The organism is Hydrogenophaga soli (genome assembly GCF_054777695.1).
Genome location: NZ_BAAHAK010000011.1, coordinates 23,372 through 45,757 on the forward strand (window position 1 = coordinate 23,372; position 22,386 = coordinate 45,757).

At 66.8% G+C, this 22,386-nt stretch carries 22 protein-coding genes; 12 read left to right on the forward strand and 10 right to left on the reverse strand.

Features of this window, described 5'->3' with window-relative positions; translation table 11 throughout:
- Positions 1-3 precede the first annotated feature (3 nt).
- Together ACYVB7_RS17310 and ACYVB7_RS17315 are read left to right on the forward strand one after the other, a co-directional pair.
- A complete protein-coding gene (locus ACYVB7_RS17310; RefSeq protein ID WP_460509758.1) occupies positions 4-900 on the forward strand; it encodes a LysR family transcriptional regulator in 897 nt (298 codons plus the stop codon).
- A 26-nt stretch (positions 901-926) separates the two neighbouring features.
- Positions 927-2,642 carry a GMC family oxidoreductase gene (locus ACYVB7_RS17315; RefSeq protein WP_460509760.1) on the forward strand — a complete coding sequence of 572 codons (1,716 nt, stop codon included), beginning with the start codon at positions 927-929 and terminating at the stop codon, positions 2,640-2,642.
- A 25-nt stretch (positions 2,643-2,667) separates the two neighbouring features.
- On the opposite strand, the gene ACYVB7_RS17320 is transcribed toward ACYVB7_RS17315, so the two are convergent.
- Complete coding sequence (locus ACYVB7_RS17320; protein ID WP_460509762.1) at positions 2,668-2,991, reverse strand: hypothetical protein; 324 nt, start codon at positions 2,989-2,991, stop codon at positions 2,668-2,670.
- A gap of 332 nt (positions 2,992-3,323) precedes the next feature.
- Here ACYVB7_RS17320 and ACYVB7_RS17325 point away from each other — a divergent pair, with 332 nt between their 5' ends.
- The gene (locus tag ACYVB7_RS17325; protein WP_460509764.1) at positions 3,324-4,079 is read left to right on the forward strand and encodes a sulfite exporter TauE/SafE family protein; all 756 of its coding nucleotides are present in this window, start codon (positions 3,324-3,326) and stop codon (positions 4,077-4,079) included.
- Here ACYVB7_RS17325 and mrdA read toward each other — a convergent pair whose 3' ends face one another.
- From mrdA to ACYVB7_RS17345, 4 genes are all read right to left on the reverse strand, one after another.
- The gene (gene mrdA / locus ACYVB7_RS17330; protein WP_460509766.1) at positions 4,080-6,056 is read right to left on the reverse strand and encodes a penicillin-binding protein 2; all 1,977 of its coding nucleotides are present in this window, start codon (positions 6,054-6,056) and stop codon (positions 4,080-4,082) included.
- Between the two features lie 13 nt (positions 6,057-6,069).
- Positions 6,070-6,600 (reverse strand): rod shape-determining protein MreD, encoded by a 531-nt coding sequence (gene mreD / locus ACYVB7_RS17335; protein ID WP_460509768.1) that lies wholly within the window; start codon positions 6,598-6,600, stop codon positions 6,070-6,072.
- Positions 6,601-6,614: 14 nt separating this feature from the next.
- The gene (gene mreC / locus ACYVB7_RS17340) at positions 6,615-7,562 is read right to left on the reverse strand and encodes a rod shape-determining protein MreC (RefSeq protein ID WP_460509770.1); all 948 of its coding nucleotides are present in this window, start codon (positions 7,560-7,562) and stop codon (positions 6,615-6,617) included.
- A 68-nt stretch (positions 7,563-7,630) separates the two neighbouring features.
- A complete protein-coding gene (locus ACYVB7_RS17345) occupies positions 7,631-8,674 on the reverse strand; it encodes a rod shape-determining protein (protein ID WP_460509772.1) in 1,044 nt (347 codons plus the stop codon).
- Between the two features lie 217 nt (positions 8,675-8,891).
- On the opposite strand from ACYVB7_RS17345, the gene gatC reads away from it, so the two are divergent.
- From gatC to gatB, 3 genes are read left to right on the forward strand one after another with little or no spacing between them, the layout of a single operon-like run.
- Positions 8,892-9,191 carry an Asp-tRNA(Asn)/Glu-tRNA(Gln) amidotransferase subunit GatC gene (gatC, locus tag ACYVB7_RS17350; protein ID WP_460509774.1) on the forward strand — a complete coding sequence of 100 codons (300 nt, stop codon included), beginning with the start codon at positions 8,892-8,894 and terminating at the stop codon, positions 9,189-9,191.
- The gene (gene gatA, locus ACYVB7_RS17355) at positions 9,188-10,708 is read left to right on the forward strand and encodes an amidase (RefSeq protein ID WP_460509776.1); all 1,521 of its coding nucleotides are present in this window, start codon (positions 9,188-9,190) and stop codon (positions 10,706-10,708) included. The genes gatC and gatA overlap by 4 nt, the downstream gene beginning before the upstream one ends.
- Complete coding sequence (gatB, locus tag ACYVB7_RS17360; protein ID WP_460509778.1) at positions 10,705-12,183, forward strand: Asp-tRNA(Asn)/Glu-tRNA(Gln) amidotransferase subunit GatB; 1,479 nt, start codon at positions 10,705-10,707, stop codon at positions 12,181-12,183. Before gatA ends, gatB begins: the two co-directional genes overlap by 4 nt.
- 54 nt (positions 12,184-12,237) lie before the next feature.
- Here the strand turns inward: gatB and ACYVB7_RS17365 are convergent, their stop codons facing one another.
- Positions 12,238-12,924 carry a DUF4124 domain-containing protein gene (locus ACYVB7_RS17365; protein WP_460509780.1) on the reverse strand — a complete coding sequence of 229 codons (687 nt, stop codon included), beginning with the start codon at positions 12,922-12,924 and terminating at the stop codon, positions 12,238-12,240.
- Between the two features lie 67 nt (positions 12,925-12,991).
- Positions 12,992-13,741, reverse strand: a complete 750-nt coding sequence (gene pyrE / locus ACYVB7_RS17370) for an orotate phosphoribosyltransferase (protein WP_460509782.1) — start codon at positions 13,739-13,741, stop codon at positions 12,992-12,994.
- Here pyrE and ACYVB7_RS17375 point away from each other — a divergent pair.
- On the forward strand, positions 13,740-14,540 hold the full coding sequence (locus ACYVB7_RS17375; RefSeq protein ID WP_460509784.1) for an exodeoxyribonuclease III: 801 nt from the start codon (positions 13,740-13,742) through the stop codon (positions 14,538-14,540). The two genes, pyrE and ACYVB7_RS17375, sit on opposite strands and share 2 nt — an antisense overlap.
- 104 nt (positions 14,541-14,644) lie before the next feature.
- Positions 14,645-14,896 (forward strand): GlsB/YeaQ/YmgE family stress response membrane protein, encoded by a 252-nt coding sequence (locus ACYVB7_RS17380; protein ID WP_460509993.1) that lies wholly within the window; start codon positions 14,645-14,647, stop codon positions 14,894-14,896.
- A gap of 2 nt (positions 14,897-14,898) precedes the next feature.
- Here ACYVB7_RS17380 and ACYVB7_RS17385 read toward each other — a convergent pair whose 3' ends face one another.
- Entirely contained in the window at positions 14,899-15,960 is a 1,062-nt protein-coding gene (locus tag ACYVB7_RS17385) for a hypothetical protein (RefSeq protein WP_460509786.1), read from the reverse strand.
- A gap of 108 nt (positions 15,961-16,068) precedes the next feature.
- On the opposite strand from ACYVB7_RS17385, the gene ACYVB7_RS17390 reads away from it, so the two are divergent.
- The gene (locus ACYVB7_RS17390) at positions 16,069-16,707 is read left to right on the forward strand and encodes an MBL fold metallo-hydrolase (protein ID WP_460509788.1); all 639 of its coding nucleotides are present in this window, start codon (positions 16,069-16,071) and stop codon (positions 16,705-16,707) included.
- A gap of 71 nt (positions 16,708-16,778) precedes the next feature.
- Here the strand turns inward: ACYVB7_RS17390 and ACYVB7_RS17395 are convergent, their stop codons facing one another.
- Positions 16,779-17,750: a M48 family metallopeptidase gene (locus ACYVB7_RS17395; RefSeq protein ID WP_460509790.1), complete on the reverse strand. Its 972-nt coding sequence runs from the start codon at positions 17,748-17,750 to the stop codon at positions 16,779-16,781.
- Between the two features lie 41 nt (positions 17,751-17,791).
- On the opposite strand from ACYVB7_RS17395, the gene ACYVB7_RS17400 reads away from it, so the two are divergent.
- From ACYVB7_RS17400 to ACYVB7_RS17410, 3 genes are all read left to right on the forward strand, one after another.
- Positions 17,792-19,195, forward strand: a complete 1,404-nt coding sequence (locus ACYVB7_RS17400; RefSeq protein WP_460509792.1) for an AmpG family muropeptide MFS transporter — start codon at positions 17,792-17,794, stop codon at positions 19,193-19,195.
- 91 nt (positions 19,196-19,286) lie between these two features.
- Positions 19,287-20,018 carry a response regulator transcription factor family protein gene (locus ACYVB7_RS17405; protein WP_460509794.1) on the forward strand — a complete coding sequence of 244 codons (732 nt, stop codon included), beginning with the start codon at positions 19,287-19,289 and terminating at the stop codon, positions 20,016-20,018.
- 4 nt (positions 20,019-20,022) lie between these two features.
- The gene (locus tag ACYVB7_RS17410; protein WP_460509796.1) at positions 20,023-21,339 is read left to right on the forward strand and encodes a sensor histidine kinase; all 1,317 of its coding nucleotides are present in this window, start codon (positions 20,023-20,025) and stop codon (positions 21,337-21,339) included.
- Between the two features lie 191 nt (positions 21,340-21,530).
- On the opposite strand, the gene proC is transcribed toward ACYVB7_RS17410, so the two are convergent.
- Positions 21,531-22,358 carry a pyrroline-5-carboxylate reductase family protein gene (gene proC, locus ACYVB7_RS17415; protein WP_460509798.1) on the reverse strand — a complete coding sequence of 276 codons (828 nt, stop codon included), beginning with the start codon at positions 22,356-22,358 and terminating at the stop codon, positions 21,531-21,533.
- Positions 22,359-22,386 lie beyond the last annotated feature (28 nt).

A 22,386-nucleotide genomic window follows, 5' to 3' on the forward strand; every position in this document is an offset into this window, starting at 1 on the left:
TGCATGACCTTGCTGCGTAGAGCGTTTTTACCCCCCACCGCCGACTTGTTGGCTTTTGAGGCAGCCGCCCGGCACCAGAGCGTTTCTCGCGCTGCGGCGGAATTGCACCTGACGCAAAGTGCCGTGTCACGCCAGATCCGTCAGCTGGAGAATCAGCTGGGGACCGCACTGTTCCATCGGGTTCGTCAGCGTGTGGTGCTCACCGATGCGGGGCGCGTGTATGCGGCCGACGTGAGGGCGGTGCTGCATCAGCTGTCGTCCAGTACCCGGAAAGCCATGGCATTTGCCAGCACCGATGGGCTGCTCAATCTGGCGGTTTTACCCACCTTGGGAACGCGCTGGCTCATTCCGCGGCTGGGGCGCTTCATGGCGTTGCATCCCCAGGTCATGGTGAATTTTTCTGCCCGCACAGAACCCTTCGATTTCGCGGGAACGCCGTTTGACGCCGCCATCCACTTCGGGGCCCCTCACTGGGCGGGTGCTGTGTGCGAATACCTGATGCACGAAGAAGTGGTTCCCGTGTGCAGCCCGGCGTACCGCGACCGTCATCGAATCCATTCGCCCAAAGATTTGGCCGGTGTGGTGCTGTTACAGCAAAGCACCCGACCCACCCAGTGGGCCGAGTGGTTTGAGCTGGTCGGGGAGCCCACGGCGTTGGTGTTGCGTGGTCCCCAATCTGAGCATTTCGCCATGATCGCCCAGGCGGCGGTGTCCCACCTGGGGGCAGCGCTGCTGCCGCGCTTCCTGATTGAGCAAGAACTGGCCGCAGGCAGTCTGGTCGAGCTCTCAGACAGGGTGTTGACCAGCGAGGACGCCTACTATCTGGTCTACCCCGAGGCCCGTGCGCAGACGCCACTGGTGAAAGCCTTCAGGGATTGGTTGTTGGCCGATGTAAGCTGAGCCAACTTCAGCCCTTCTCAGATCGCATGCAAGACACGACTTTCGACACCATCATCGTGGGCGCCGGTACGGCGGGGTGCCTGTTGGCCAACCGGCTGTCGGCGGACGCGTCGCGGCGGGTCTTGCTGATTGAGGCCGGTCGCAAGGACGACTACCACTGGATCCACATTCCCGTGGGCTACCTGTACTGCATTGGCAACCCGCGCACCGACTGGCTGTACCAGACCCAGCCCGATCCGGGCCTCAACGGCCGCAGCCTGCGTTACCCGCGCGGCAAGACGCTCGGGGGCTGCTCCAGCATCAACGGCATGATCTACATGCGGGGCCAGGCCCGGGATTACGACCAGTGGGCCCAGATCACCGGCGACGCCGACTGGCGCTGGGACCAGAGCCTGCCGTTTTTCAAGCTGCACGAAGACCACCACCTGGGCGCCACCGGCCTGCACGGGGCCAAGGGCACGGCGTCTCCGGTGCTTCAGGGTGACGACACGGTGTACGGCCAGGTCATGCGCCACCACCGCGCCGGGGGCGAGTGGCGGGTGGAGCGCCAGCGCCTGCGCTGGGACGTGCTGGACGCCTTTGCCCTGGCGGCGCAGCAGGCGGGCATTCCTGCCACCACCGACTTCAACCAGGGCAGCAACGAGGGGGTGGGCTACTTCGAGGTCAACCAACGGGCTGGTTGGCGCTGGAACACCGCCAAGGCCTTCCTGCGGCCCCAGTGTTACGGCCGCCCCAACTTCGAGTTGTGGACGTCGGCCCAGGTCAAGCGCCTGATCCTCGACACCCAGCCCGACGGCAGCCAGCGCTGCACCGGGGTGGAGGTGTGGACGGGCACCGAAACCGTGGTGGCCCACGCCCGGCGGGAGGTGGTGCTGAGCGCCGGGGCCATTGGCAGCCCGCAGATCCTGCAGCTGTCGGGCATCGGCCCGGGCGAGGTGCTCAGGCGCCATGGCCTTGAGGTGAAGGTGGACCTGCCCGGGGTGGGGGCCAACCTGCAAGACCATTTGCAAATCCGCACCGTGTTCAAGGTGCATGGCGTCAAGACGCTCAACACCCTGGCCCACTCGTGGTGGGGCAAGGCGCGCATCGGGCTGGAATATGCGCTCAAGCGGTCCGGCCCCATGAGCATGGCTCCCAGCCAACTGGGGGCCTTCACCCGCAGCGACCCGTCGCAACCCTGGCCCAACATCGAGTACCACGTGCAGCCGCTGAGCCTGGATGCCTTTGGCGAGCCCTTGCACCGCTTCCCGGCCTTCACCGCCAGCGTGTGCAACCTCAACCCCACCAGCCGGGGCACGGTGCACATCCAGTCGCCCGACTTTCAGCAGGCCCCGGCCATTGCCCCCAACTACCTGTCCACGGAACAAGACCAGCAGGTGGCGGTGGACAGCCTGCGCCTGACCCGGCGCATTGCGGCGCAACCGGCACTCCAACCGTTCCAACCCCAGGAGCACAAGCCGGGCACGCAATACCAGTCGGACGACGAACTGGTGCGCTTGGCCGGTGACATCGCCACCACCATCTTCCACCCGGTGGGCACCACGGCCATGGGCCGCGACGGCGACCCCCTGGCGGTGCTGGACTCGCACCTGCGGGTGCGCGATGGTCGGGGGGGCTTGGTGGCCGGTTTGCGGGTGGTGGATGCCGGGGCCATGCCCACCATCACCAGCGGCAACACCAACAGCCCCACCTTGATGATGGCCGAGAAGGCCGCCCGCTGGCTGATGCGCGGCGACGACTGAAGCGCCCTTCGGGCAGACCGCGTGTTCAGCAGCGCAGCCCCACCACGTAGCGTTCGGTGCTGTCCAGGGTCGGGGTGCGAACCTTGGCCGCACGTGAATCGCGTTCGCGCCCGTCGATCACGGGGGCGGGGCGGGGTTGGCGAGCGGTCCAACCGTCGGTCAGGCGGGTGGCCCACTTGTGCAGGTCGGTGTCCTGGGTTTCTTCGGCATGGCGCAACGCCAGAGAAGACATGGCCTGGGCGTACTGGAAGTCGCTGGCCATCCATTCGGTGTCGGTGACGCGGCCCATCTTGCGGCGCATGGCCACGTGAAGGTGTGCGGCGGTCGAAATCAGGTCCTGAGGGGTCATGCCATGTTCCCTTGCTGATGGGCTTCTGATGCGGGGAGTCGCCTGCGAATCAGCAGGTTCTGTGCCACGCGGCAGGGCTGGGGCAAACCCGCCCAAGGGTTAGTCCCAGTGCACCAGCACGGGGCATTGCCCTACATTCCGTCCCAACGTTGAGCGGACTCGGTGCACAAACGCCCGGGCATGCACAACAAAGGCCGAGGAGACAAACCCAGCCGTTCCGCAACACACCGTGCACGTCAGAGGCCGGTTGCCGGACAACACAACCCAAAACGCCGGTGCTGGTCACCGGCGTTTTGCTTTTGGCGCCATGGGGTCCGATACCATCGCCCCCCATGGACATTCTTCTGGCCGCAGTGGCCTCCCTGTTTGCGGGTTTTGTCGACGCCATCGTAGGCGGCGGCGGACTCATCCTGTTGCCAGCCCTGTTTTCGGTGTTTCCCACCGCGCCGCCCGCCACGGTGCTGGGCATCAACAAGGGCTCTTCCATCTGGGGCACGGCGGCGGCCACCTGGCAGTACGCGCGGCGGGTGAACATGCGTTGGTCGGCGGTGCTGCCGGGGGCGGTCAGCGCCCTGGTGGGCTCGTTCGGGGGGGCATGGCTGGTCACCCAGGTGTCGCCCGACGCCTTGCGTCGGCTCTTGCCCTTGGCCTTGCTGGCGGTGTTCCTGTACACGCTGATGCGCAAGGACCTGGGGCAGCACCACACCCCGCGCTACGCGGGTTCGCGGGAGACTGCGGCCATGGTGGCACTGGGCGGTGTGGTCGGGTTTTACGACGGCTTTTTCGGCCCCGGCACCGGCAGTTTTTTTGTGTTTCTGCTGGTGCGCTGGCTGGGCTACGACTTCATGAACGCCAGCGCCTCGGCCAAGTTGCTCAACACGGCGTCCAACCTGGCGGCCCTGAGCCTGTTTGCCTGGCAAGGCCACGTGTGGTGGTCGGTGGTGGCGGTCACCGCGGTGTGCAACGTGCTGGGCAGCGTGGTGGGGGCCCGCCTGGCGCTGAAACACGGCTCGGGTTTTGTGCGCGTGTTTTTCATGCTGGTGGTGGGGGCGCTGATCGTCAAGACCGGCGTGGGGGCCTACGGCTGATCAAGGGGCGGCGGTTGCGCTGTCGGTGCCCTGCCCGGGCCAAGGCACTTCGCTGGCCTTGAGGGGTTTGCCGATGGGGGCGGCCGCCAGGCCCTTTTGCACCGCCTTCAAGTCTTCGTCGTTGGGGTATTGGTCCATCAGCAGGTAGTCGAACACTCGGCGTGCAATGGGGGCCGCGTGCGCTGCACCAAAACCCGCGTTTTCCACCACGATGGCCAAGGCCACGCGCGGTTGGTCGGCGGGGGCAAAGGCGGTGTAGAGCGAGTGGTCCCGCTGGTGCTCTTCCATCTTGCGGGCATCGTATTTGTCCTTCTGCCCGATGGTCACGGCCTGCGCGGTGCCGGTTTTGCCCCCGCTGATGTACCCCGCCCCGGCAAACACCCGGGTGGACGTGCCTTCTTGGGTCACACCCACCATGGCGCGGATGACGGTTTCCACATGGCTGGGGTTGAGCTTGAGGTCTTCCCCGGCAGGGCGCTCCATGGGGTGGCGTTGGCGGGAGACGGCATCCTCGGTGGCCAGCCCCAGGTGGGGCTGAAACTTCACCCCGCGGTTGGCCAGCGTGGCGGTGGCCTGGGCCAGTTGCAGCATGGTGAAGGCGTTGTAGCCCTGGCCAATGCCCAAGGAGATGGTTTCACCCGCGTACCAGCGCTGGTGTTCGGGCCGCCTGTAGGTTTTGCGCTTCCAGGCCTGACTGGGCAACACACCGCGAACCTCGCCCTTGAGGTCGATGCCGGTGATTTGACCCAAGCCGAGTGGCTTCATGAAGTCGTGGATGGCGTCCACCCCCAGGTCGTTGGCCAGCGAATAGAAATACACGTTGCTGGACTTGACGATGGCCCGGTGCAGGTCCACGGCCCCCAGTCCCTCGTCGCCGTGGCTGCGGAACTTGTGATCGCCAAACATCCAGTAGCCCGGGTCGTTGGTGATGGCTTGTGGGGTGCGTTTGCCGGTGGCCAGCGCGGCCAAGCCCATGAAGGGCTTGTAGGTGGACCCCGGCGGGTAGGTGCCTCGAAGGGCGCGGTTGAGCAGGGGCTTGTCGATGGACTCGTTGAGCATCTTCCAGTTGTCCACATCGATGCCGTCCACAAACAGGTTGGGGTCGAACGTGGGCTTGCTGACAAAGGCCAGCACCTCGCCGTTGCGCGGGTCCAGCGCCACCAAGGCCCCGCGCCGGTCACCGAACATGTCTTCCACCAGCTTTTGCAGCTTGATGTCCAGCGTCAGCACCACGGTGTTGCCCGGGGTGGCTGGGGTTCGGTCCAGGGTGCGCACGGCCCGGCCTCCGGCGGAGGTCTCGATCTGGTCGAAGCCCGCCAGGCCATGCAGCTCGCGCTCGTAGCTCTGCTCGATGCCCAGCTTGCCGATGTACTCGGTGCCCCGGTAATTGGCCTGTTCGTCATCGGGCCAGTCGTCCATCTGTGCCTTCTCGGTGCGGTTGATGCGCCCGATGTAGCCCACCACATGGCTGGCCAGCGCCTGATAGGGGTATTGCCGGAAGAGTCGGGCCTTGATTTCCACCCCCGGGAACCGGTAGCGCTGGGCGGTGAAGCGGGCCACCTCCTCGTCGGTCAGGCGGGTGCGGATGGGCAGCGAGTCGAAGTTGCGCGACTCTTCCCGCAGGCGCTTGAAGCGCTTCTTGTCTCGGGGCTGGATGTCCACCACCTCGCCCAGTTGTTCGATGACCGTGTCCACATCGTCTACCTTGGACGGCGTGATCTCCAGCGTGAAGGCCGAGTAGTTGGTGGCCAGGGCAATGCCGTTGCGATCCAGGATGAGGCCGCGGTGCGGCACGATGGGCAGCACCGCGGTGCGGTTGCTTTCCGCCTGGGCCTTGAGGTCGGCGTGGCGGTGCACCTGCAAAAACAGGGCGCGGGCCACCAGCAGGCCAAAGGCTGCCAGCACCACCAGCACCGCCACCGCCACCCGCACCCGGAAGCGGGACAGGTCGGCTTCCACATCCCTCAAGGCCGTCATGGTGTTCTGGCGCTCACAGGGGGCGGTGTTTGTCGGGGTCGGGTGGACGGCGCTGCGGGGCCAGCAGCAGCACCGAGGCCACCGGCCACAGGGCGCCGGTCAGCACCGGGGCCAGCACCACCGACCATCCCGGGAACACCCCGCCCGACGCCAGGCGCAGCAGCACCACCAGCAACTGGGCCAGTGCAAACAGCGGCAGCACATGGACGGCCTGTGTCATGACCGGGAACCACAGCAGGCGCCGGTGGATGAACACCGCCAGGAAGCTCAGCACCGAGTAGGCCAGCGCATGCTGCCCCAGCAGGGCCGTGTGGTGCACATCCATGGCCAGGCCAAAAACAAAGGCAGCACCCACGCTCACGCGCAGGGGTTGGTGCACGTTCCAGAACACCAGAGTGAGCGCCAGCAGGTCAGGCACCCAGGCGGCGCGGCCCGCGCCCCCCATGTTGATGAGCATGTTGCCCAGCATGGCCAGGATGAGGCTGAGCCAGATGAACACCGGGTTGGCCGGGAGCAGCAGGGGTTGGCCGGGGCGCATGATCATGGTCAGGTCTCCGGTCAGTGGCTGGAACCCGGGCGGCTGCCGCGTCCGGGGGGGGCGTCTCGACGGCCGTTGCGGTGCACTTCCGGCGCGGGGGGCGGGGGTTGTTGGGCCCCGGTGGGGGGCAACACCAGCACATGCAGCGTGGCGTCGGCGTGGGAGAACGGTTGGCACAGCACCCGGGCAAAGGCCGACTCGGCCCGGCGTTCCACCGAGGTCACCTTGGCCACGGGCAGCCCGGCGGGGTACACGCCATCGACGCCGCTGGTGCTGAGCACGTCGCCTTCCTGCACGTCGGCGTTGCCGGCCATGAAGCGCAGTTCCAGCTCCTGGCCACGGGTGCCCGCCTGGCCATAGGCCACGCTGCGCACGCCGGTGCGGGTGTTGAGCACGGGGATGGCCTGGTCACGGTCGGTCAGCAGCGTCACTTCCGACACCAGGGGGTGCACCCGGGTCACCTGGCCCAGGATGCCGGATTCGTCCAGCACCGGCGATCCGGGCTCGATGCCCTGGGTGCTGCCCTGGTCGATGACGATGCGCTGTGCATACGGGTCGGCGGCGTCGTACAGCACCTGGGCGGTTCGCCCGTCCACGCGCAGCCGTTCACGCAGGCCCAGCAGGGCGCGCAGGCGCTGGTTCTCCAGCAGCAACTGATCAACCTGTCCCGCCCGTGCGGTCTGCTCGGTCAACTGCTGGATGGCGGCTTGTGCATGGAACTGGGCATCTTCCAGGGTCTGGAAGTGCTTTTGCACGGCCTCGCCCCACAACACCGGCTGGAGGGCGAGCCACTGCACAGGCGACAGTGCCGTGACCAGCACCGAGCGCAAGGCCTTGGTGACGGCAAACCGGTTGTCGGTTGCCATCAGCAGCACGGCCAGGGCGCTGAGCAGCAGCAGCTTGGACAGCGCCGACGGCCCTTGCTTGAAGAAGGGCGGGGGCGTTCGGTCCAGGGTGCCCAGTGGCATGAACGGAGGCGTCGGGCGGGGTCAGTGGGGGCGCTCGGGGGCCTGCTTCAAGGGCCGCCCGGAGGCGCTCACTCCGAGGTGAAGATGGTGCCCAGGCGCTCCATGCGCTCCAGGGCCATGCCACAGCCGCGCACCACGCAGGTCAGCGGTTCTTCGGCCACCAGCACCGGCAGACCGGTTTCTTCGGCCAGCAGGCGGTCCAGGTCGCGCAGCAGGGCACCGCCGCCGGTCAGCATCATGCCGCGTTCGGCAATGTCGGCCCCCAGTTCGGGCGGGGTTTGTTCCAGCGCGGTCTTGACGGCCGAGACGATGTTGTTCAGCGGGTCGGTCAGCGCTTCCAGGATTTCGTTGGAGCTGATGGTGAAGCTGCGCGGCACCCCTTCGGAGAGGTTGCGGCCCTTGACTTCCATCTCCTTGACTTCGGAGCCGGGGAAGGCGGAACCGATGTTCTTCTTGATGGCTTCGGCGGTGGGCTCGCCAATCAGCATGCCGTAGTTGCGGCGGATGTAGTTGATGATGGCTTCGTCGAACTTGTCGCCGCCCACCCGCACACTGCCCTTGTAGACCATGCCGCCCAGGCTGATCACGCCCACTTCGGTGGTGCCGCCACCAATGTCCACCACCATGGAGCCACTGGCGTCCGACACCGGCAGGCCGGCACCGATGGCCGCGGCCATGGGTTCCTCGATCAGGTACACCTCCGACGCCCCGGCACCCAGGGCCGACTCGCGGATGGCGCGCCGCTCCACCTGGGTGGAGCCGCAGGGCACGCAGATGATGATGCGCGGGCTGGGCTTGAAGGCCGAGCGCGGGTGCACCATCTTGATGAACTGCTTGAGCATCTGCTCGGTGACCGTGAAGTCGGCGATCACGCCGTCCTTCATGGGGCGGATGGCGTCGATGTTGCCGGGCACCTTGCCCAGCATGGCCTTGGCTTCCTTGCCGACGGCCTGGATGGTCTTCTTGCCTTGGGGGCCACCTTCGTGGCGGATGGACACCACCGAGGGCTCGTCCAGCACAATGCCTTTGCCGCGGACGTAGATCAAGGTGTTGGCGGTGCCCAGGTCGATGGCCAAGTCGGTCGAGAAGTGCCGACGGAGAGATTCAAACATGACTGACAACGTCCTGCGTGGGGACACACCGGGCGCGGGTGCCATTCGGTGCGATACCGGGGGATGAACTGGGGAATGTGGTGCGGGTGGGGGCCGACAATCCGCCCCACCTTCAAGAGGGCAGATAATACCGCACCCCTGCCACCCAGGCATTGATTCTGGATGGCGCTCTCGGTTCCCCTCATCGGTCGAACCCCCCTTCAGATTCCGAAAATCCATGGCCCTCACCGCCCAAGACATCACGCGCATTGCCAATCTGGCGCGCCTGGAGCTGGATGCCGAGCACAGCGAACGCATGCTGCACCAGCTCAATGGTTTTTTTGACATCGTCGAGCAGATGAACGCGGTGGACACCACCGGCGTCGAGCCCCTGGCCCACCCCACCGCCGTCATGGAACGTGTGGCCCTGCGCCTGCGCGACGACGTGGTGAGCGAACCCAACCAGCGCGAGGCCAACCAGCAAAGCGCCCCCGCGGTCGAGCGCGGGCTGTTCCTGGTGCCCAAAGTGATCGAATGAGTGCCCCCATGAGCAAAGAACTCCATCAACTCGGCGTGGCCGAACTGGCTGCCAAGCTGGCGGCCCGCGAGGTGTCCAGCACCGAAGTCACCCGCCACCTGCTGGCCCGCGCCCAGGCCCACCAAAACTTGGGGGCCTACCTGGCCCTGAACGAAGACGCTGCGCTGGCCCAGGCCCAGGCCGCCGATGCCCGGTTGGCCGCGGGTGAGCGCACCCCGCTGCTGGGCGTGCCGCTGGCGCACAAAGACATCTTCGTCACCCGTGACCTGCCCACCACCGCGGGCTCCAAGATGCTGGAGGGCTACCGCAGCCCCTTCGACGCCACCGTGGTGGCCAAGCTGGCCGGGGTCGGCATGGTCAACCTGGGCAAGCTCAACTGCGACGAGTTCGCCATGGGCTCGGGCAACGACAACTCGGCCTACGGCCCGGCCCACAACCCCTGGGACCGCAGCCGCATCCCCGGCGGTTCGTCCGGCGGCTCGGCCGCTGCCGTGGCCGCACGCCTGGTGCCCGCGGCCACCGGCACCGACACCGGCGGTTCCATCCGCCAGCCCGCATCCCTGACCGGCATCACCGGCATCAAGCCCACCTATGGCCGTTGCTCGCGTTACGGCATGGTGGCCTTTGCCTCCAGCCTGGACCAGGCCGGCCCCATGGCCCGCAGCGCCTTGGACTGTGCGCTGCTGCTGTCGGCCATGGCCGGACCGGACCTGGACCGCGACTCCACCTCGCTGGACCACCCGGCAGAGGACTTTGCTATCAATTTGGGTGCTGCTTGCGCTTCTTCTGAAAGCGCTGGAGGCCAAAAAAGCTTGCAAGGCCTGCGCATCGGCCTGCCCAAGGAGTTCTTTGGCGACGGCTGCGCCCCGGGCGTGCAGGCCGCGGTGCGGGCCGCGCTGGCCGAGTTCGAGAAGCTGGGCGCCACGCTGGTGGACATTTCGCTGCCGCGCACCGAGCTGTCCATCCCCGTGTACTACATCATTGCCCCGGCCGAGGCCAGCTCCAACCTCAGCCGCTTTGACGGCGTGAAGTTCGGCCATCGCGCCGCGCAGTACACCGACCTGGCCGACATGTACAAGAAGTCGCGTGCCGAAGGCTTTGGCCCTGAAGTGCAAAAGCGCATCATGATCGGCACCTACGTCCTGAGCCACGGCTACTACGACGCCTATTACCTCAAGGCCCAGCAGATCCGCCGCCTGATTGCGCAGGACTTCCAGCAAGCCTTCACCCAGTGCGACGTGATCGCCGGTCCCGTGTCGCCCACCGTGGCCTGGAAGATCGGTGAAAAGTCCGACGACCCCGTGGCCAACTACCTGGCCGACATCTACACCCTGTCCACCAGCCTGGCGGGCTTGCCCGGCATGAGCATCCCCGCCGGGTTTGGCGAGCACGGCATGCCCGTGGGCCTGCAACTGATCGGCAACCACTTCAAGGAAGCGCAACTGCTGGGCGTGGCCCACCAGTTCCAATGCGCCACCGACTGGCACACCCGCGCACCGGCGGAGTTTTCAGCATGAGCACCTCGTCCAAATCCCTTCTTGTGCAGGGCTACGAAGTCGTCATCGGCTTCGAGACGCACGCCCAGCTGTCCACCGCCAGCAAGATCTTCAGCCGCGCGTCCACCGCCTTCGGGGCCGAGCCCAACACCCAGGCTTGCGCCGTGGACCTGGCGCTGCCCGGCACCCTGCCGGTGATGAACAAGGGCGCGGTTGAACGTGCCATCCAGTTCGGGCTGGCCGTGGGTTCGCACGTGGCCGAGCACAGCGTGTTCGCCCGCAAGAACTACTTCTACCCCGACCTGCCCAAGGGCTACCAGATCAGCCAGTTCGAGATCCCGGTGGTGCAGGGCGGCTCGGTGGAGTTCTTCCTGGAGACAGGCAAGGGCGCCGACGCGGCGCGGGAGAAAAAATCCGTCCGCCTGGTGCGTGCCCACCTGGAGGAGGACGCGGGCAAGAGCCTGCACGAGGACTTCATCGGCCAAAGCGGCATCGACCTCAACCGCGCGGGCACACCGCTGCTGGAGATCGTGACCGAGCCCGACATGCGCTCCAGCGCCGAGGCTGTGGCCTACGCCAAGGAGCTGCACAAGATCGTCACCTGGATCGGCATTTGCGACGGCAACATGCAGGAAGGCAGCTTCCGCTGCGACGCCAACGTGTCGGTGCGCAAGCCCGGTGCGCCGCTGGGCACCCGCCGCGAAATCAAGAACCTGAACTCGTTCAAGTTCATGCAGCAGGCCATCGACTTTGAAATCCGCTGGCAGATCGAGCAGATCGAAGACGGCTTCGAGATCCAGCAGGCCACCGTGCTGTTCGATCCCGACACCGGCGAAACCCGCGCCATGCGCACCAAGGAAGACGCCGCCGACTACCGCTACTTCCCCGATCCCGACCTGCCGCCGCTGGTGATTGAGCGCGAATGGGTGGAGCGCGTCAAGGCCGCCATGCCCGAGCTGCCCCGGGCCATGGCGCAGCGCTTCATGGACCAGTACGGCCTGCCCGAATACGACGCCACCACGCTCACCCAAAGCCAGGCCATGGCCGCCTACTTCGAGGCCGCCGCCCAGGCCTGCGGCCAGCCCAAGCTGGCCAGCAACTGGGTGATGGGCGAGATTTCGCGCCGCTTGAACTCGGGAGAGGCTTCCATCGAGACGCTGCCGGTGTCTGCCACCCAGTTGGGCGCGCTGATCGGCCGCATCCAGGACGGCACCATCTCCAACAACGCCGCCAAGCAGGTGTTTGACGTGTTGTGGACCGACGGTGGCGACATCAACGCCATCATCGACGCCAAGGGCCTCAAGCAGATGAACGACAGCGGCGCACTGGAAGCCATCATTGCCGAGGTGATCGCCGCCAACGAGAAAAACGTGGCCGAGTACCGCGCCGGCAAGGACAAGGCGTTCAACGCCCTGGTGGGGCAGGTCATGAAGGCCAGCAAGGGCAAGGCCAACCCCGCTCAGGTCAACGAACTGCTGAAAAAAGCGCTGGGCTGAGCACCCGAGGGGGCTGCACCCCTTGGCGGGGTGCAATCGGGTCCAAACCCGCGTTCAGCGCGGCGCTGAGGGGGTTCCTCGGGCCGCCCACAGGGCCTTGAGGCGGACCAGTTCTTCGTCAAAGCGGGCGTTCACCCGTTTGGCCTCTTCCAGTTGTGCCGCCACCAGTTGCTGCTGCTGCTCCTGCAGGGCCATGTTGTCGGCCATGCGGCGCTTCAGCCATGCGGGGGCCTTGGTCGGGTCGGCTTTGTAGAACTCCATTTCCTCCTGGTAGCCCTTGGCCTGTTGCTGCAGTTCCAGGGTGCGGTTCTGGATGACCGCCAGGTTGGTGTCCACCATCGCCAGTTGCTTTTCGCGTTCGGCATCGTGCTGGCGCTGGCTGGTGTAACGGGTCAACAGGGCGCGGTCCTTGCGCTGTTGCTCCCGTTCACGAGCCCGCTGCTCGGCTTCCTGTTCCGCCTCACGTTCGGCCTGCTTGAGGCGTTGCGCCTGTTCCTGGGCACTGATGGCTCCCGGGATGACCCGTTTCACCAAGCCGGAGGGCGAGAGTTCGCGTTGTTCGCGGTCAGCGCATTCGGGGATGGGGCGGTCGGACGTGATGCGGCGTCCGTGGGCGTCGGTGCAGACGTAAATGCCCTGTGCGCCCGCCAGGAGAGGAAGGCAGACGCCCAACCCCGCCAGGGCCAGGGGCCGCCAAGGGGCCCGGGGCCCGTGTGGGTTGCGTTCGTGTCCGCTGCTCAATCCTGTCCTCGCCATGCCCTGTGTGGTGTGTTTGTCGACATGACCAAGCAGGCGCCGTGCCAGCGGTTCAGGGGGCGGTGGACGTGTCCACCCCGTAGCGCTGCCGGTAGGCCATGACGCGGTCCCGGTGTGCCTGGATCGGGGCGTCTTCCCCGCTCTGGCTGACTTGGTGGTCCAGATACTGCAGCAAATCGGCCAGACGGGCAATGGCACACACCTTCAGGCCCAGTTGCTGCTGCACGTATTGCACAGCGCTGTGGGGAAGGTCCACCACCTGACCATTTTTGTCGGGCCCGGTTGCCATTTCCTGGCGGTCCAGCGCAATGGCCACGCCATAGGCCGTGGCCCCGGCGGCCTGGATGAGGGCGATGGATTCGCGGGCGGCGGTGCCTGCGCTCATCACGTCGTCCACGATCAGCACCCGGCCCTGGAGCGGCGCACCCACCAGGGTGCCGCCTTCACCGTGGTCCTTGGCTTCCTTGCGGTTGTAGGCAAAGGGCACGTTGCGGCCCAGGCGGGCCAGCTCGATGGCCACGGCGGCGCCCAGCGGAATGCCCTTGTAGGCGGGGCCGAAAATCATGTCGAACTCCAGCCCGCTGGCCAGGATGCGCTGTGCATAGAATTGCGCCAGACGGCCCAGCTTGGCGCCGTCGTCAAACAATCCGGCGTTGAAAAAGTACGGGCTCATGCGCCCGGCCTTGGTCTTGAATTCGCCAAACCGCAGCACGCCGGACGCCACGGCAAACGCCACGAAATCTTGCGCCAGTGCATCGGCGGCGGGAGTGGCCGGGGTTGCGGCGCTGTTGTGATCCACCATGGGGAAATCCTTGTTCAAACTCGTCAGCCTCAACCTCAACGGCATCCGTTCGGCCTCCACCAAAGGGCTGGAAGAGTGGGTGGCCCGCGAGGCGCCCGATTGTATTTGTGTGCAGGAGCTCAAGGCCCAGGCCCCCGACATGGCGGGCCGCTTCGAAACCCTGGCCGGTTTGGAGGGGCACTTCCTGTGCGCCGAGAAAAAAGGCTACTCGGGCGTGGGGGTGTACACGCGGCACGAGCCCAGCGACGTGGTCATCGGTTTCGACGGTGGCGAGTTCGACGCCGAGGGGCGGCTGGTGGAGCTGCGTTTTGACACGCCGCAGCGCAAGTGGTCCGTCCTCAGCGCCTACTTTCCCAGCGGTTCTTCCGGCGAGGAGCGGCAGGCGGCCAAGTTCCGCTTCCTGGACGTGTTCTACCCCTACCTGATGCAGCTCAAGGCCCAGCGCGAGTTCATCCTGTGCGGCGACCTCAACATCGCCCACCAGGAAAAAGACCTGAAGAACTGGCGCAGCAACCAGAAGAACAGCGGTTTCCTGCCGGAAGAACGCGCCTGGATGACCCGCGCCCTGGCCGAAGGGGGCGTGGTGGACGTGTACCGCCAGCTGCACCCCGACACCACCGCCGAGTGCTACACATGGTGGAGCAACCGCGGCCAGGCCTGGGCCAACAACGTGGGGTGGCGGCTGGACTACCACCTGGCAACGCCCGCACTGGCGGCGCAGGCCCGCACCGCGGCCATCTACAAGGCACAGCGGTTTTCGGACCATGCGCCGCTGACGGTGGTGTACGACGGGGTGTGAACAATGTCTCGGTGCGGTGTCGCCTGTCGTCGGGACGTTCAATGCCGCACCTCGATCCCTGTTAGCCTGTCCATCTGAAACAACCAACCAAGGTGGCACACATGATGGGCATGGGATTGATCGGATTTCTGGTGGTGGGCGTGATCGCGGGCTGGCTGGCCGGACTGCTGGTCAAGGGCGGGGGCTTTGGTCTGGTGGGCGACTTGGTGGTGGGGGTGGTTGGTGCGTTTCTGGGGGGCTTTTTGTTCAGTTCCCTGGGCGTGTCCGCTGGCGGTGGCTTTGTGGGCAGCCTGATCGTGGCCACGGTGGGTGCGGTGGTGTTGCTGGCGCTGGTGCGCTTGGTCAAGCGCCGCTGACTTCACACCACCAAATCAATCTGCTGCATGGCCTTGGCCTGGCCGCTTTCGGTCAGGTAAATGCCGGTGCTGCGCAACTGACCCAATCGAGAACCGTCGGCCTGACGCAGGGTTTGTTCGGAGCCCACCCGCTGCAGTGACAGCGCACCCACGCCGCTGTCGGCCAGCGATTCCAGCCGCGTGTGTCCGCTGGCGTCCATGCGCCACACCTGCAGGCGCTTGAACACCGCATCGGCCTCGTCGATCCAGCCGTTGCGGTCCGAGTCCCACTGCGCCAGGTCGGCAAAACCGTCGCCGCTGCGGGTGCCGAACAGCTCGGAGCCATCGTCCACCTTGCCGTTGTCATTGCGGTCCAGCACCAGGAAGCCGCTGCCCGTGCCCACAAAGGGCATGCGCTCGGCCTGGCCATTGGCGTCCAGGTCGAAGCGGAACTGGGTGTCGCGCAGCTCGCCCACCGGCCCGTCGAAGTGCAGCACCAGCGGGTCTTTCAGCACCGCATCGCCTGCACGCAGGCTGAGCTGGCTGGATTCGGTGTGTGTGGTTTGCATCTCGATGTTCAGCTCGAACGACAGGTTGCGCCCGTCAGCGGTGCGGATCTCGCCCTGTGCCTGAACGCTGAGGTTTTCCACCTCGGTGCGGGTCTGGGTGGCCTCGTACACCAGGCCCCAGCCCTGTGGGGCCGGGGGCTGGGCGTTGCTCAATGCGGCGACGGGGCCCCGTGTGACGGCACCTGTGGGCGGCAGCTCTTGCCCCGTGGTGGGGGTGATGTTGTCCAGGTTCAGCAGCCGCACCGGTCGGCCCGTGATGGCTTCGACCATGCGCACCAGGGTTTGCAGGTCGGGGGGCAGGGTCTCGGTGCTGCTGGGCTGGGTGCGGTCGGTGGCATGGGTGGGGGGCGTGTCCGTCCGCGCCGGGGCGGGGCTGCGGGCGCCCTCGGCAGCGCGTGCCGCTCGCCCGGTTCCGCGCGGTTCGTCACGCCACAGCTCCAGGTGCTGTGTGCTGCGCTGGGACACGAACCGCTCCTGGCGGGCCTGAAAGGCGAGGGCGCTGTTCTGAATGATCATGATGATCAGCGAATCGACCGCTTTTCAGGGTTCTTGACCTGTTTTTTTGGTCGGGTGCTGACTCAAGTTGCGGGTGCACTGGCCGAGGGGTGCGAGACAATGCGCGCCATGCTCCAGTACCACACCCTCCCTGTCACCGCATTTGCCCAGAACTGCTCCCTCGTCTGGTGCGACGAAACGAACGAAGCCGCCGTGGTCGATCCCGGCGGTGACCTGGAGCGGGTGCTGGCCGAGGTGCAGCGCCGCGGGCTGACGCTGAAAGCCATCTGGCTCACCCATGCCCACATCGACCATGCCGGCGGTGCGGGCGAGCTGGCGCGGCGGCTGGGCCTGCCCATCGTGGGGCCACACCCGGGCGACCAGTTCTGGATCGACGGCCTGCCCCTGCAAAGCCGCCAGTTCGGGTTTCCGGTGGCCGAGGCGTTCACGCCCACGCGCTGGCTGGCCGATGGCGACACCGTGACCGTGGGCCACGCCACCCTGAACGTGCGCCACTGCCCCGGGCACACGCCCGGGCATGTGGTGTTCCATTCGCCCGACATCCAGCGGGTGTTTGTGGGCGACGTGCTGTTTGTGGGCAGCATTGGCCGCACCGACTTTCCGCAGGGCAACCATCAGCAGTTGCTGGACAGCATTCGCCAGCGCCTGTGGCCCATGGGGGACGACACGGTGTTCATTCCCGGCCACGGGCCGGAGGGCACGCTGGGCGAGGAGCGCCGCTTCAATCCCTACGTGGGTGAGGCCTGAAATTCAATGCCAAAATGGCCTCTGGCGCTTTTAAATAAAGCGTGAGCAGCTATTGTTTTTGAAGTTTCTGGTCAGCGCGACGCCGCCTGCGCCTTGGCCTGTTCGTACAGCGCCAGCACCTTGGGCACGTTGGCCTGCAAGGCGTCGATGCGGGCGGGGCCTGAGGGGTGCGTGGACAGGAAGCTGAGCCCCGGCCCACCGCTGCCGCCCGAGGCTTGCCCCATCTTCTGCCACAGCGACACGCCCGCTTGCGGGTTGTAGGCCCCGCGGGCGGCCAGCTCCAGGCCCACCAGGTCGGCCTCGGTTTCGTCGTCGCGGCTGAACTTGAGCGTCAGCAGTTGCGTGCCCAGGTTGGCCGCGAGGTCTCCCAGGTCGCCCAGGCCCAGCAGCCGAGCCCCGATGGACAGCCCCATGCCCGTGGCCTGGCTCTTGGCCAGACGTTCGCGGGCGTGTTCGCGCAGCGCATGGGCCATTTCGTGGCCCATGACCATGGCGGTCTCGTCGGGGGTGAGCTTGAGTTCGTTCAGGATGCCGCTGTAGAAGGCGATTTTTCCGCCCGGCATGCAAAAGGCGTTGATCTGCTTGCTGCCGATCAGGTTGACCTCCCAGCGCCATTGCTTGGCGCGTTCGTTCCAGGGCAGCGCAAACGGGATGAGTTTTTTGGCCATGGCGCGCAGCTGCACCAGCTGCGGGTGGTCGTCGGGGGCCAGGGCGCGTTTGCTGCGGGCCTCCTCCAGCATTTGGTGGTACTGCTGGGTGGCGGCTTGCTCCAGTTGCCCGGCGGGCACCAGCTTGCGCATGGCCGACGCGTTGCCCACCTCCACTTGAGCATGGGCGGCCTGGCCCAGCAGGGCCGGGGCCGCAGAGGCGGCTGCCCCGGCGGCCAGGGTGCCCAGAAAAGCCCTGCGCGGCTGGCGCAGTGCGTGGCCCAGCGGACGGCCCGCAGCGCCCGCGGGATCGTCCGCCCCATCAAAGGGGATGAAGTCCGCAGAGGAAGAGTTGCGCACATTGGCCAGGCGCTTGGCATCACACATCCAGCACATGGCTGAATAATAGACACAAGCCCCTCATTCCCCCCGCCTGCATGTCCTCCACCCCCTCGAAGTTGTCCACTTCTGCCGAATCTGTGGCGTCTCCCGCGGCAGCGCCCTTCACCACTGACACTGCCGCGCCTGCCGACCGCAGCTGGCTGGCCAGTGCACGGCTGGCGCTGGAGCCCGCCAGCCTGCGCATGCTGGCGCTGGGTTTCTCCGCGGGCCTGCCCTTGCTGCTGGTGCTGGGCACGCTCAGCTTTCGGCTGCGCGAGGCCGGGGTGGACCGTTCCACCATCGGCTACCTGAGCTGGGTGGGGCTGGCCTACGCCTTCAAGTGGTGCTGGGCCCCGCTGGTGGACCGACTGCCCTTGCCGCTGCTGACGCGCTGGCTGGGGCGGCGGCGCAGCTGGCTGCTGTTGTCGCAGGCGGCCATTGCGGGTGGCCTGGTGGGCATGGCGCTGGCCGATCCGCGTGATGGTTTGCAGGTGCTGGTGGGCTGCGCCCTGGTGGTGGCGTTTGCGTCGGCCACGCAGGACATTGCGCTGGACGCCTTCCGCATCGAATCGGCCCGCACCGAGGCCCAGGGCATGCTGGCCGCCATGTACCAGACCGGCTATCGGCTGGCCATGATCTGGGCCGGGGCCGGGGTGCTGTGGCTGGCCGCACGCAGCGAAGCCGCCTCCACCGCGGTGGCCCAGGCGGGTTACCAGAATGGCGGTTGGGAAACGGCCTACACGGTCATGGCCGTGTCCATGCTGGTGGGGGCGCTGACGGTGTTGTTCAGCCGTGAACCCGCCCGGGCCGAGCTGCCGCCCGCACGCAGCTTGTCGGTCTGGTTGCAGGGGGCGCTGGTGGAGCCGTTTGCCGACTTTTTGCGCCGTCACCGCTGGGAGGCGGTGTTCATCCTGGTGCTGATCGGCACCTACCGCATCAGCGACGTGGTCATGGGCATCATGGCCAACCCGTTCTATGTGGACATGGGCTACACCAAGGACGAAGTGGCGGCGGTCACCAAGGTTTATGGCGTGGTGATGACGCTGGTGGGCGCGTTTGTGGGCGGTGCGCTCACGGCGCGGCTGGGCGTGCACCGGGTGTTGATGCTGGGGGCGGTGCTGTCGGCGGCCAGCAACCTGCTGTTTGCGTGGCTGGCCGGGCACGGGCACGACGTGACCGCCCTCATTGCCGTGGTGTCGGCCGACAACCTGGCCGGGGGCATCGCGTCTGCGGCCTTCATCGCCTACCTGTCCAGCCTGACCAACGTGCAGTACTCGGCCACGCAGTACGCGCTGTTCAGCTCCATGATGCTGCTGGCCCCCAAATGGCTGGCCGGCTTTTCCGGCGTGGCGGTGGATGCCGTGGGCTACCCGGTGTTTTTTACCGGCACCGCCGTGCTGGGCGTGCCGGTGCTGGTGCTGGTGTGGATGTTGATGAAAAAATCTGCCCCTGGCGCTTGATTTGTTTGATGTGTTTGCTCCTGATTTTCAGTTCACTCATCTTTACCCAACGGACACCTGAGCGCCGCCATGGCGGGGCCAGAATGCAGCCATGACCCCCTTGTTGATGATCGAAGACGACGAGCGCCTGGCGGGCATGGTGGCCACCTACCTGGGCCAGTCCGGCTATGCCGTGCGCCATGCCCCCGATGCCACCCAGGGCCTGGCCCTGCTGGCGCAGGACGCACCGCCCACCCCCGCCCTGGTCATCCTGGACCTGATGCTGCCCGACATGGACGGCCTGGAGGTGTGCCGCCGCATCCGCGGCCTCAACAGCCCCATGGCCAAGGTGCCGCTGCTGATGCTCACGGCCAAGGGCGACCCCATGGACCGCATCATCGGCCTGGAGATGGGGGCGGACGACTACCTGCCCAAACCCTTCGAACCCCGCGAGTTGCTGGCCCGCATCCGCGCCGTGTTGCGCCGCCGGGGGGACGACGCCGCGGGGGCGCTTCTCACCGCAGCCCCCACGCAACCGCCCTTGCGCTTTGGTTCATTGGCCATCGACCGCGATGCCCGCACCGTGGCGGTGGCCGACCAACCGTGTGAACTCACCTCCTACCAGTTCGACCTGCTGGTGGCCCTGGCCGAGCGGGCCGGGCGGGTGCTGTCGCGCGACCAGATCATGGAGGCGGTGCGCGGGCGCGAGCTGGAGGCGTTCGACCGCTCCATCGACGTGCACATTGGCCGCATCCGCCAAGCCATCGAGGCCGACGTCAAGCACCCCCGCCGCATCCTGACGGTGCGCGGCGTGGGTTACGTGTTTGCCCGCCAGCAGGACTGACGCCATGCGCCGCCGCCTCTACCTCAGCATCTGGCTGGCCGTGGTCACGGCCTTGGTGGTGCTGTCGGCGTTGGCGGCCTGGCTGTGGCGCCTGGACGCAGAACGCCAGCGCGCCGAGCGCCCGGGGCGGGAAGTCATCATCTACAACGCCCAGGGCGAGGTGCTGGGCCAGGCCCCGGCCCGCCCGCTGCATGCCCCCGGTGGCGGTCCGCTGGAGTTTGAAGTGCCGTTGCGCGACGGGCAAACCCTGTACGTGCAATTGCCCCGGGGCCGACGCGCTCCCCCCGACGAAGGGGGGGCTCCTGGCCCGCATGCCGGGCCGATGCATGGCGGCGTGGCCCATCCGCCCTCGTTGGACCGTCCCCCGGGCAAACCCCCGGGCGAGGCGGTGGGCTGGCGCTGGCCCACGGTGGGTTTCCTGGGCATGTTGGGCGTGGTGGCGGTGGCGGTGGCGCTGGGCACTTACCCCGTGGTGCGCTGGCTGACCCTGCGGTTGGAGCGCTTGCAGCACGGGGTGGAGCGCTGGGGCGACGGTGACCTGTCGGTCCGTCTGCCCGTGGAGGGCAAGGACGAGGTGGCGTTTCTGGCCCAGCGTTTCAACGCGGCGGCCGAGCGGGTGCAGGGCCTGGTGCAGTCGCACAAAACCCTGCTGGCCAATGCGTCACACGAGCTGCGTTCGCCCCTGGCCCGCATCCGCATGGGCCTGGAGCTGCTGACCAGTGGGGATGCGACCCAGCAGGCCACACAACGCGCCGAAATGGCCCGCAACATTGCCGAACTGGATCAGCTCATCGACGAAATCCTGCTGGCCAGCCGCATGGACCTGGCCGACGACGGCCTGCTGAACTGGGAAGACGTGGACCTGACCGGCCTGGCCGCCGAAGAATGCGCCCGCGTGGACGTGCCGCTGGAGGTGTTCGCCCAGCCGATGGTGCGGGGGGATGCGCGGTTGTTGCGCCGCGTGTTGCGCAACCTGCTGGAAAACGCGTGTCGGTACGGTCGCCGTTCGCCGTCGGTGGACGGGGGCGGGGTGTCACTCACCTTGTCCGAGGCGCACGAGTCGGGAAAAACCTGGGCGGTGGTGACGGTGGACGACCATGGCCCCGGGGTGCCGGTGGCCGAACGCGAGCGCATCTTTCAGCCCTTCTACCGGGTGTCCGGTGCGAGCGAGCGCCAGGGCGGGGTGGGCTTGGGATTGGCGTTGGTCAACAGCATTGCGCAGCGCCATCAGGGGCGGGTGGTGTGTGCCGAAGCCCCGGGTGGCGGGGCCCGTTTTGTGGTTAAACTGCCGTTGTCAATGCCCACCGCTTCCCCCAAATGAGGGATGGTGAAAATTCGTGACAGCCTTCACAATCCGTTTCCAGTTGCTGTCACAACTTTCAGGGTCCACAAGACAAAAGGCATGGCGCGGGCCACACCGCACCAGCCCAGATTCCCAACGATGTCCCCTCCAAAGGGACTTTACAAGCCACCGCAAGGTGGCTTTTTTTTGCCGATGTGCTCTGAAGGGGCTCAGCGGCCGAATTCGTCACCCAGTTCCTGGGCGCGTGTGGCGGCCGCGCGCATGGCTTCCACAAAGTGCTGTTGCACGCCCGTGGCTTCCAGGTGGCTGATGGCCGCATGGGTGGTGCCGCCTTTGGACGTGACGCGCTGGCGCAGCAATTCGGGCGGTTCGTCGGACTGTTGGGCCAGGGCCGAGGCCCCCACAAAGGTGTTCACGGCCAGGTGGTGGGCATCGCTGCGCGACAAGCCCAGTTCGGCCCCGGCCCGGGTCATGGCTTCCAGGAAGAAGAACACGTAGGCCGGGCCTGAGCCGGAGAGGGCCGTCACCACGTCCAGGTGGGCTTCGTGGCCCAGCCACATCAGCTTGCCGGTGGGGGCCAGCACGTGTTCGATCAGGGTGCGGTCGCGTTCGGTGACGGCGGGGCGGGCAAACAGGCCCGTCATGCCCAGCCCGACCAGGGCGGGGGTGTTGGGCATGGCGCGCACCACGGCTTCGGTGCCCAGCCACTGCGCAATGCTGTCGCTGCGGATGCCGGCGGCCACGCTCAGGTGCAGGCTGTCGTTCAGCAGGGGGCGAACCGACGCGGCCGCCTCCTTGAAGGTTTGAGGTTTGACGGCCCAGATCACCAGGCGGCTGTCTTGCAGCTGCGCCGATGGGGTGGCCTGCGCCTGCACGCCAAACTGCTGCGCCAGCCGGGCGCGTTGTTCCTCGAACGGTTCCACCACCTGGATCTGTGCCGCGGGCCACCCTTGGCCCACCAGTCCGCCGATGATGGCGCTGGCCATGTTGCCGCCGCCGATGAAAGTGATGAGGGAGTGTGCTTGCAGGGGACTCATGATGGGACTCAAGGGATGGTCAAGCCCC

What these genes read in the sequence shown, in the direction of transcription:
- ACYVB7_RS17310 (WP_460509758.1), top strand. Translation starts at nt 4, where the DNA reads ATGACCTTGCTGCGTAGAGCGTTTTTACCCCCCACCGCCGACTTGTTG.
- ACYVB7_RS17315 (WP_460509760.1), top strand. Translation starts at nt 927, where the DNA reads ATGCAAGACACGACTTTCGACACCATCATCGTGGGCGCCGGTACGGCG.
- ACYVB7_RS17320 (WP_460509762.1), bottom strand. Translation starts at nt 2,991, where the DNA reads ATGACCCCTCAGGACCTGATTTCGACCGCCGCACACCTTCACGTGGCC.
- ACYVB7_RS17325 (WP_460509764.1), top strand. Translation starts at nt 3,324, where the DNA reads ATGGACATTCTTCTGGCCGCAGTGGCCTCCCTGTTTGCGGGTTTTGTC.
- mrdA (WP_460509766.1), bottom strand. Translation starts at nt 6,056, where the DNA reads ATGACGGCCTTGAGGGATGTGGAAGCCGACCTGTCCCGCTTCCGGGTG.
- mreD (WP_460509768.1), bottom strand. Translation starts at nt 6,600, where the DNA reads ATGATCATGCGCCCCGGCCAACCCCTGCTGCTCCCGGCCAACCCGGTG.
- mreC (WP_460509770.1), bottom strand. Translation starts at nt 7,562, where the DNA reads ATGCCACTGGGCACCCTGGACCGAACGCCCCCGCCCTTCTTCAAGCAA.
- ACYVB7_RS17345 (WP_460509772.1), bottom strand. Translation starts at nt 8,674, where the DNA reads ATGTTTGAATCTCTCCGTCGGCACTTCTCGACCGACTTGGCCATCGAC.
- gatC (WP_460509774.1), top strand. Translation starts at nt 8,892, where the DNA reads ATGGCCCTCACCGCCCAAGACATCACGCGCATTGCCAATCTGGCGCGC.
- gatA (WP_460509776.1), top strand. Translation starts at nt 9,188, where the DNA reads ATGAGTGCCCCCATGAGCAAAGAACTCCATCAACTCGGCGTGGCCGAA.
- gatB (WP_460509778.1), top strand. Translation starts at nt 10,705, where the DNA reads ATGAGCACCTCGTCCAAATCCCTTCTTGTGCAGGGCTACGAAGTCGTC.
- ACYVB7_RS17375 (WP_460509784.1), top strand. Translation starts at nt 13,740, where the DNA reads ATGGGGAAATCCTTGTTCAAACTCGTCAGCCTCAACCTCAACGGCATC.
- pyrE (WP_460509782.1), bottom strand. Translation starts at nt 13,741, where the DNA reads ATGGTGGATCACAACAGCGCCGCAACCCCGGCCACTCCCGCCGCCGAT.
- ACYVB7_RS17380 (WP_460509993.1), top strand. Translation starts at nt 14,645, where the DNA reads ATGGGCATGGGATTGATCGGATTTCTGGTGGTGGGCGTGATCGCGGGC.
- ACYVB7_RS17385 (WP_460509786.1), bottom strand. Translation starts at nt 15,960, where the DNA reads ATGATCATTCAGAACAGCGCCCTCGCCTTTCAGGCCCGCCAGGAGCGG.
- ACYVB7_RS17390 (WP_460509788.1), top strand. Translation starts at nt 16,069, where the DNA reads ATGCTCCAGTACCACACCCTCCCTGTCACCGCATTTGCCCAGAACTGC.
- ACYVB7_RS17395 (WP_460509790.1), bottom strand. Translation starts at nt 17,750, where the DNA reads ATGTGCTGGATGTGTGATGCCAAGCGCCTGGCCAATGTGCGCAACTCT.
- ACYVB7_RS17400 (WP_460509792.1), top strand. Translation starts at nt 17,792, where the DNA reads ATGTCCTCCACCCCCTCGAAGTTGTCCACTTCTGCCGAATCTGTGGCG.
- ACYVB7_RS17405 (WP_460509794.1), top strand. Translation starts at nt 19,287, where the DNA reads ATGACCCCCTTGTTGATGATCGAAGACGACGAGCGCCTGGCGGGCATG.
- ACYVB7_RS17410 (WP_460509796.1), top strand. Translation starts at nt 20,023, where the DNA reads ATGCGCCGCCGCCTCTACCTCAGCATCTGGCTGGCCGTGGTCACGGCC.
- proC (WP_460509798.1), bottom strand. Translation starts at nt 22,358, where the DNA reads ATGAGTCCCCTGCAAGCACACTCCCTCATCACTTTCATCGGCGGCGGC.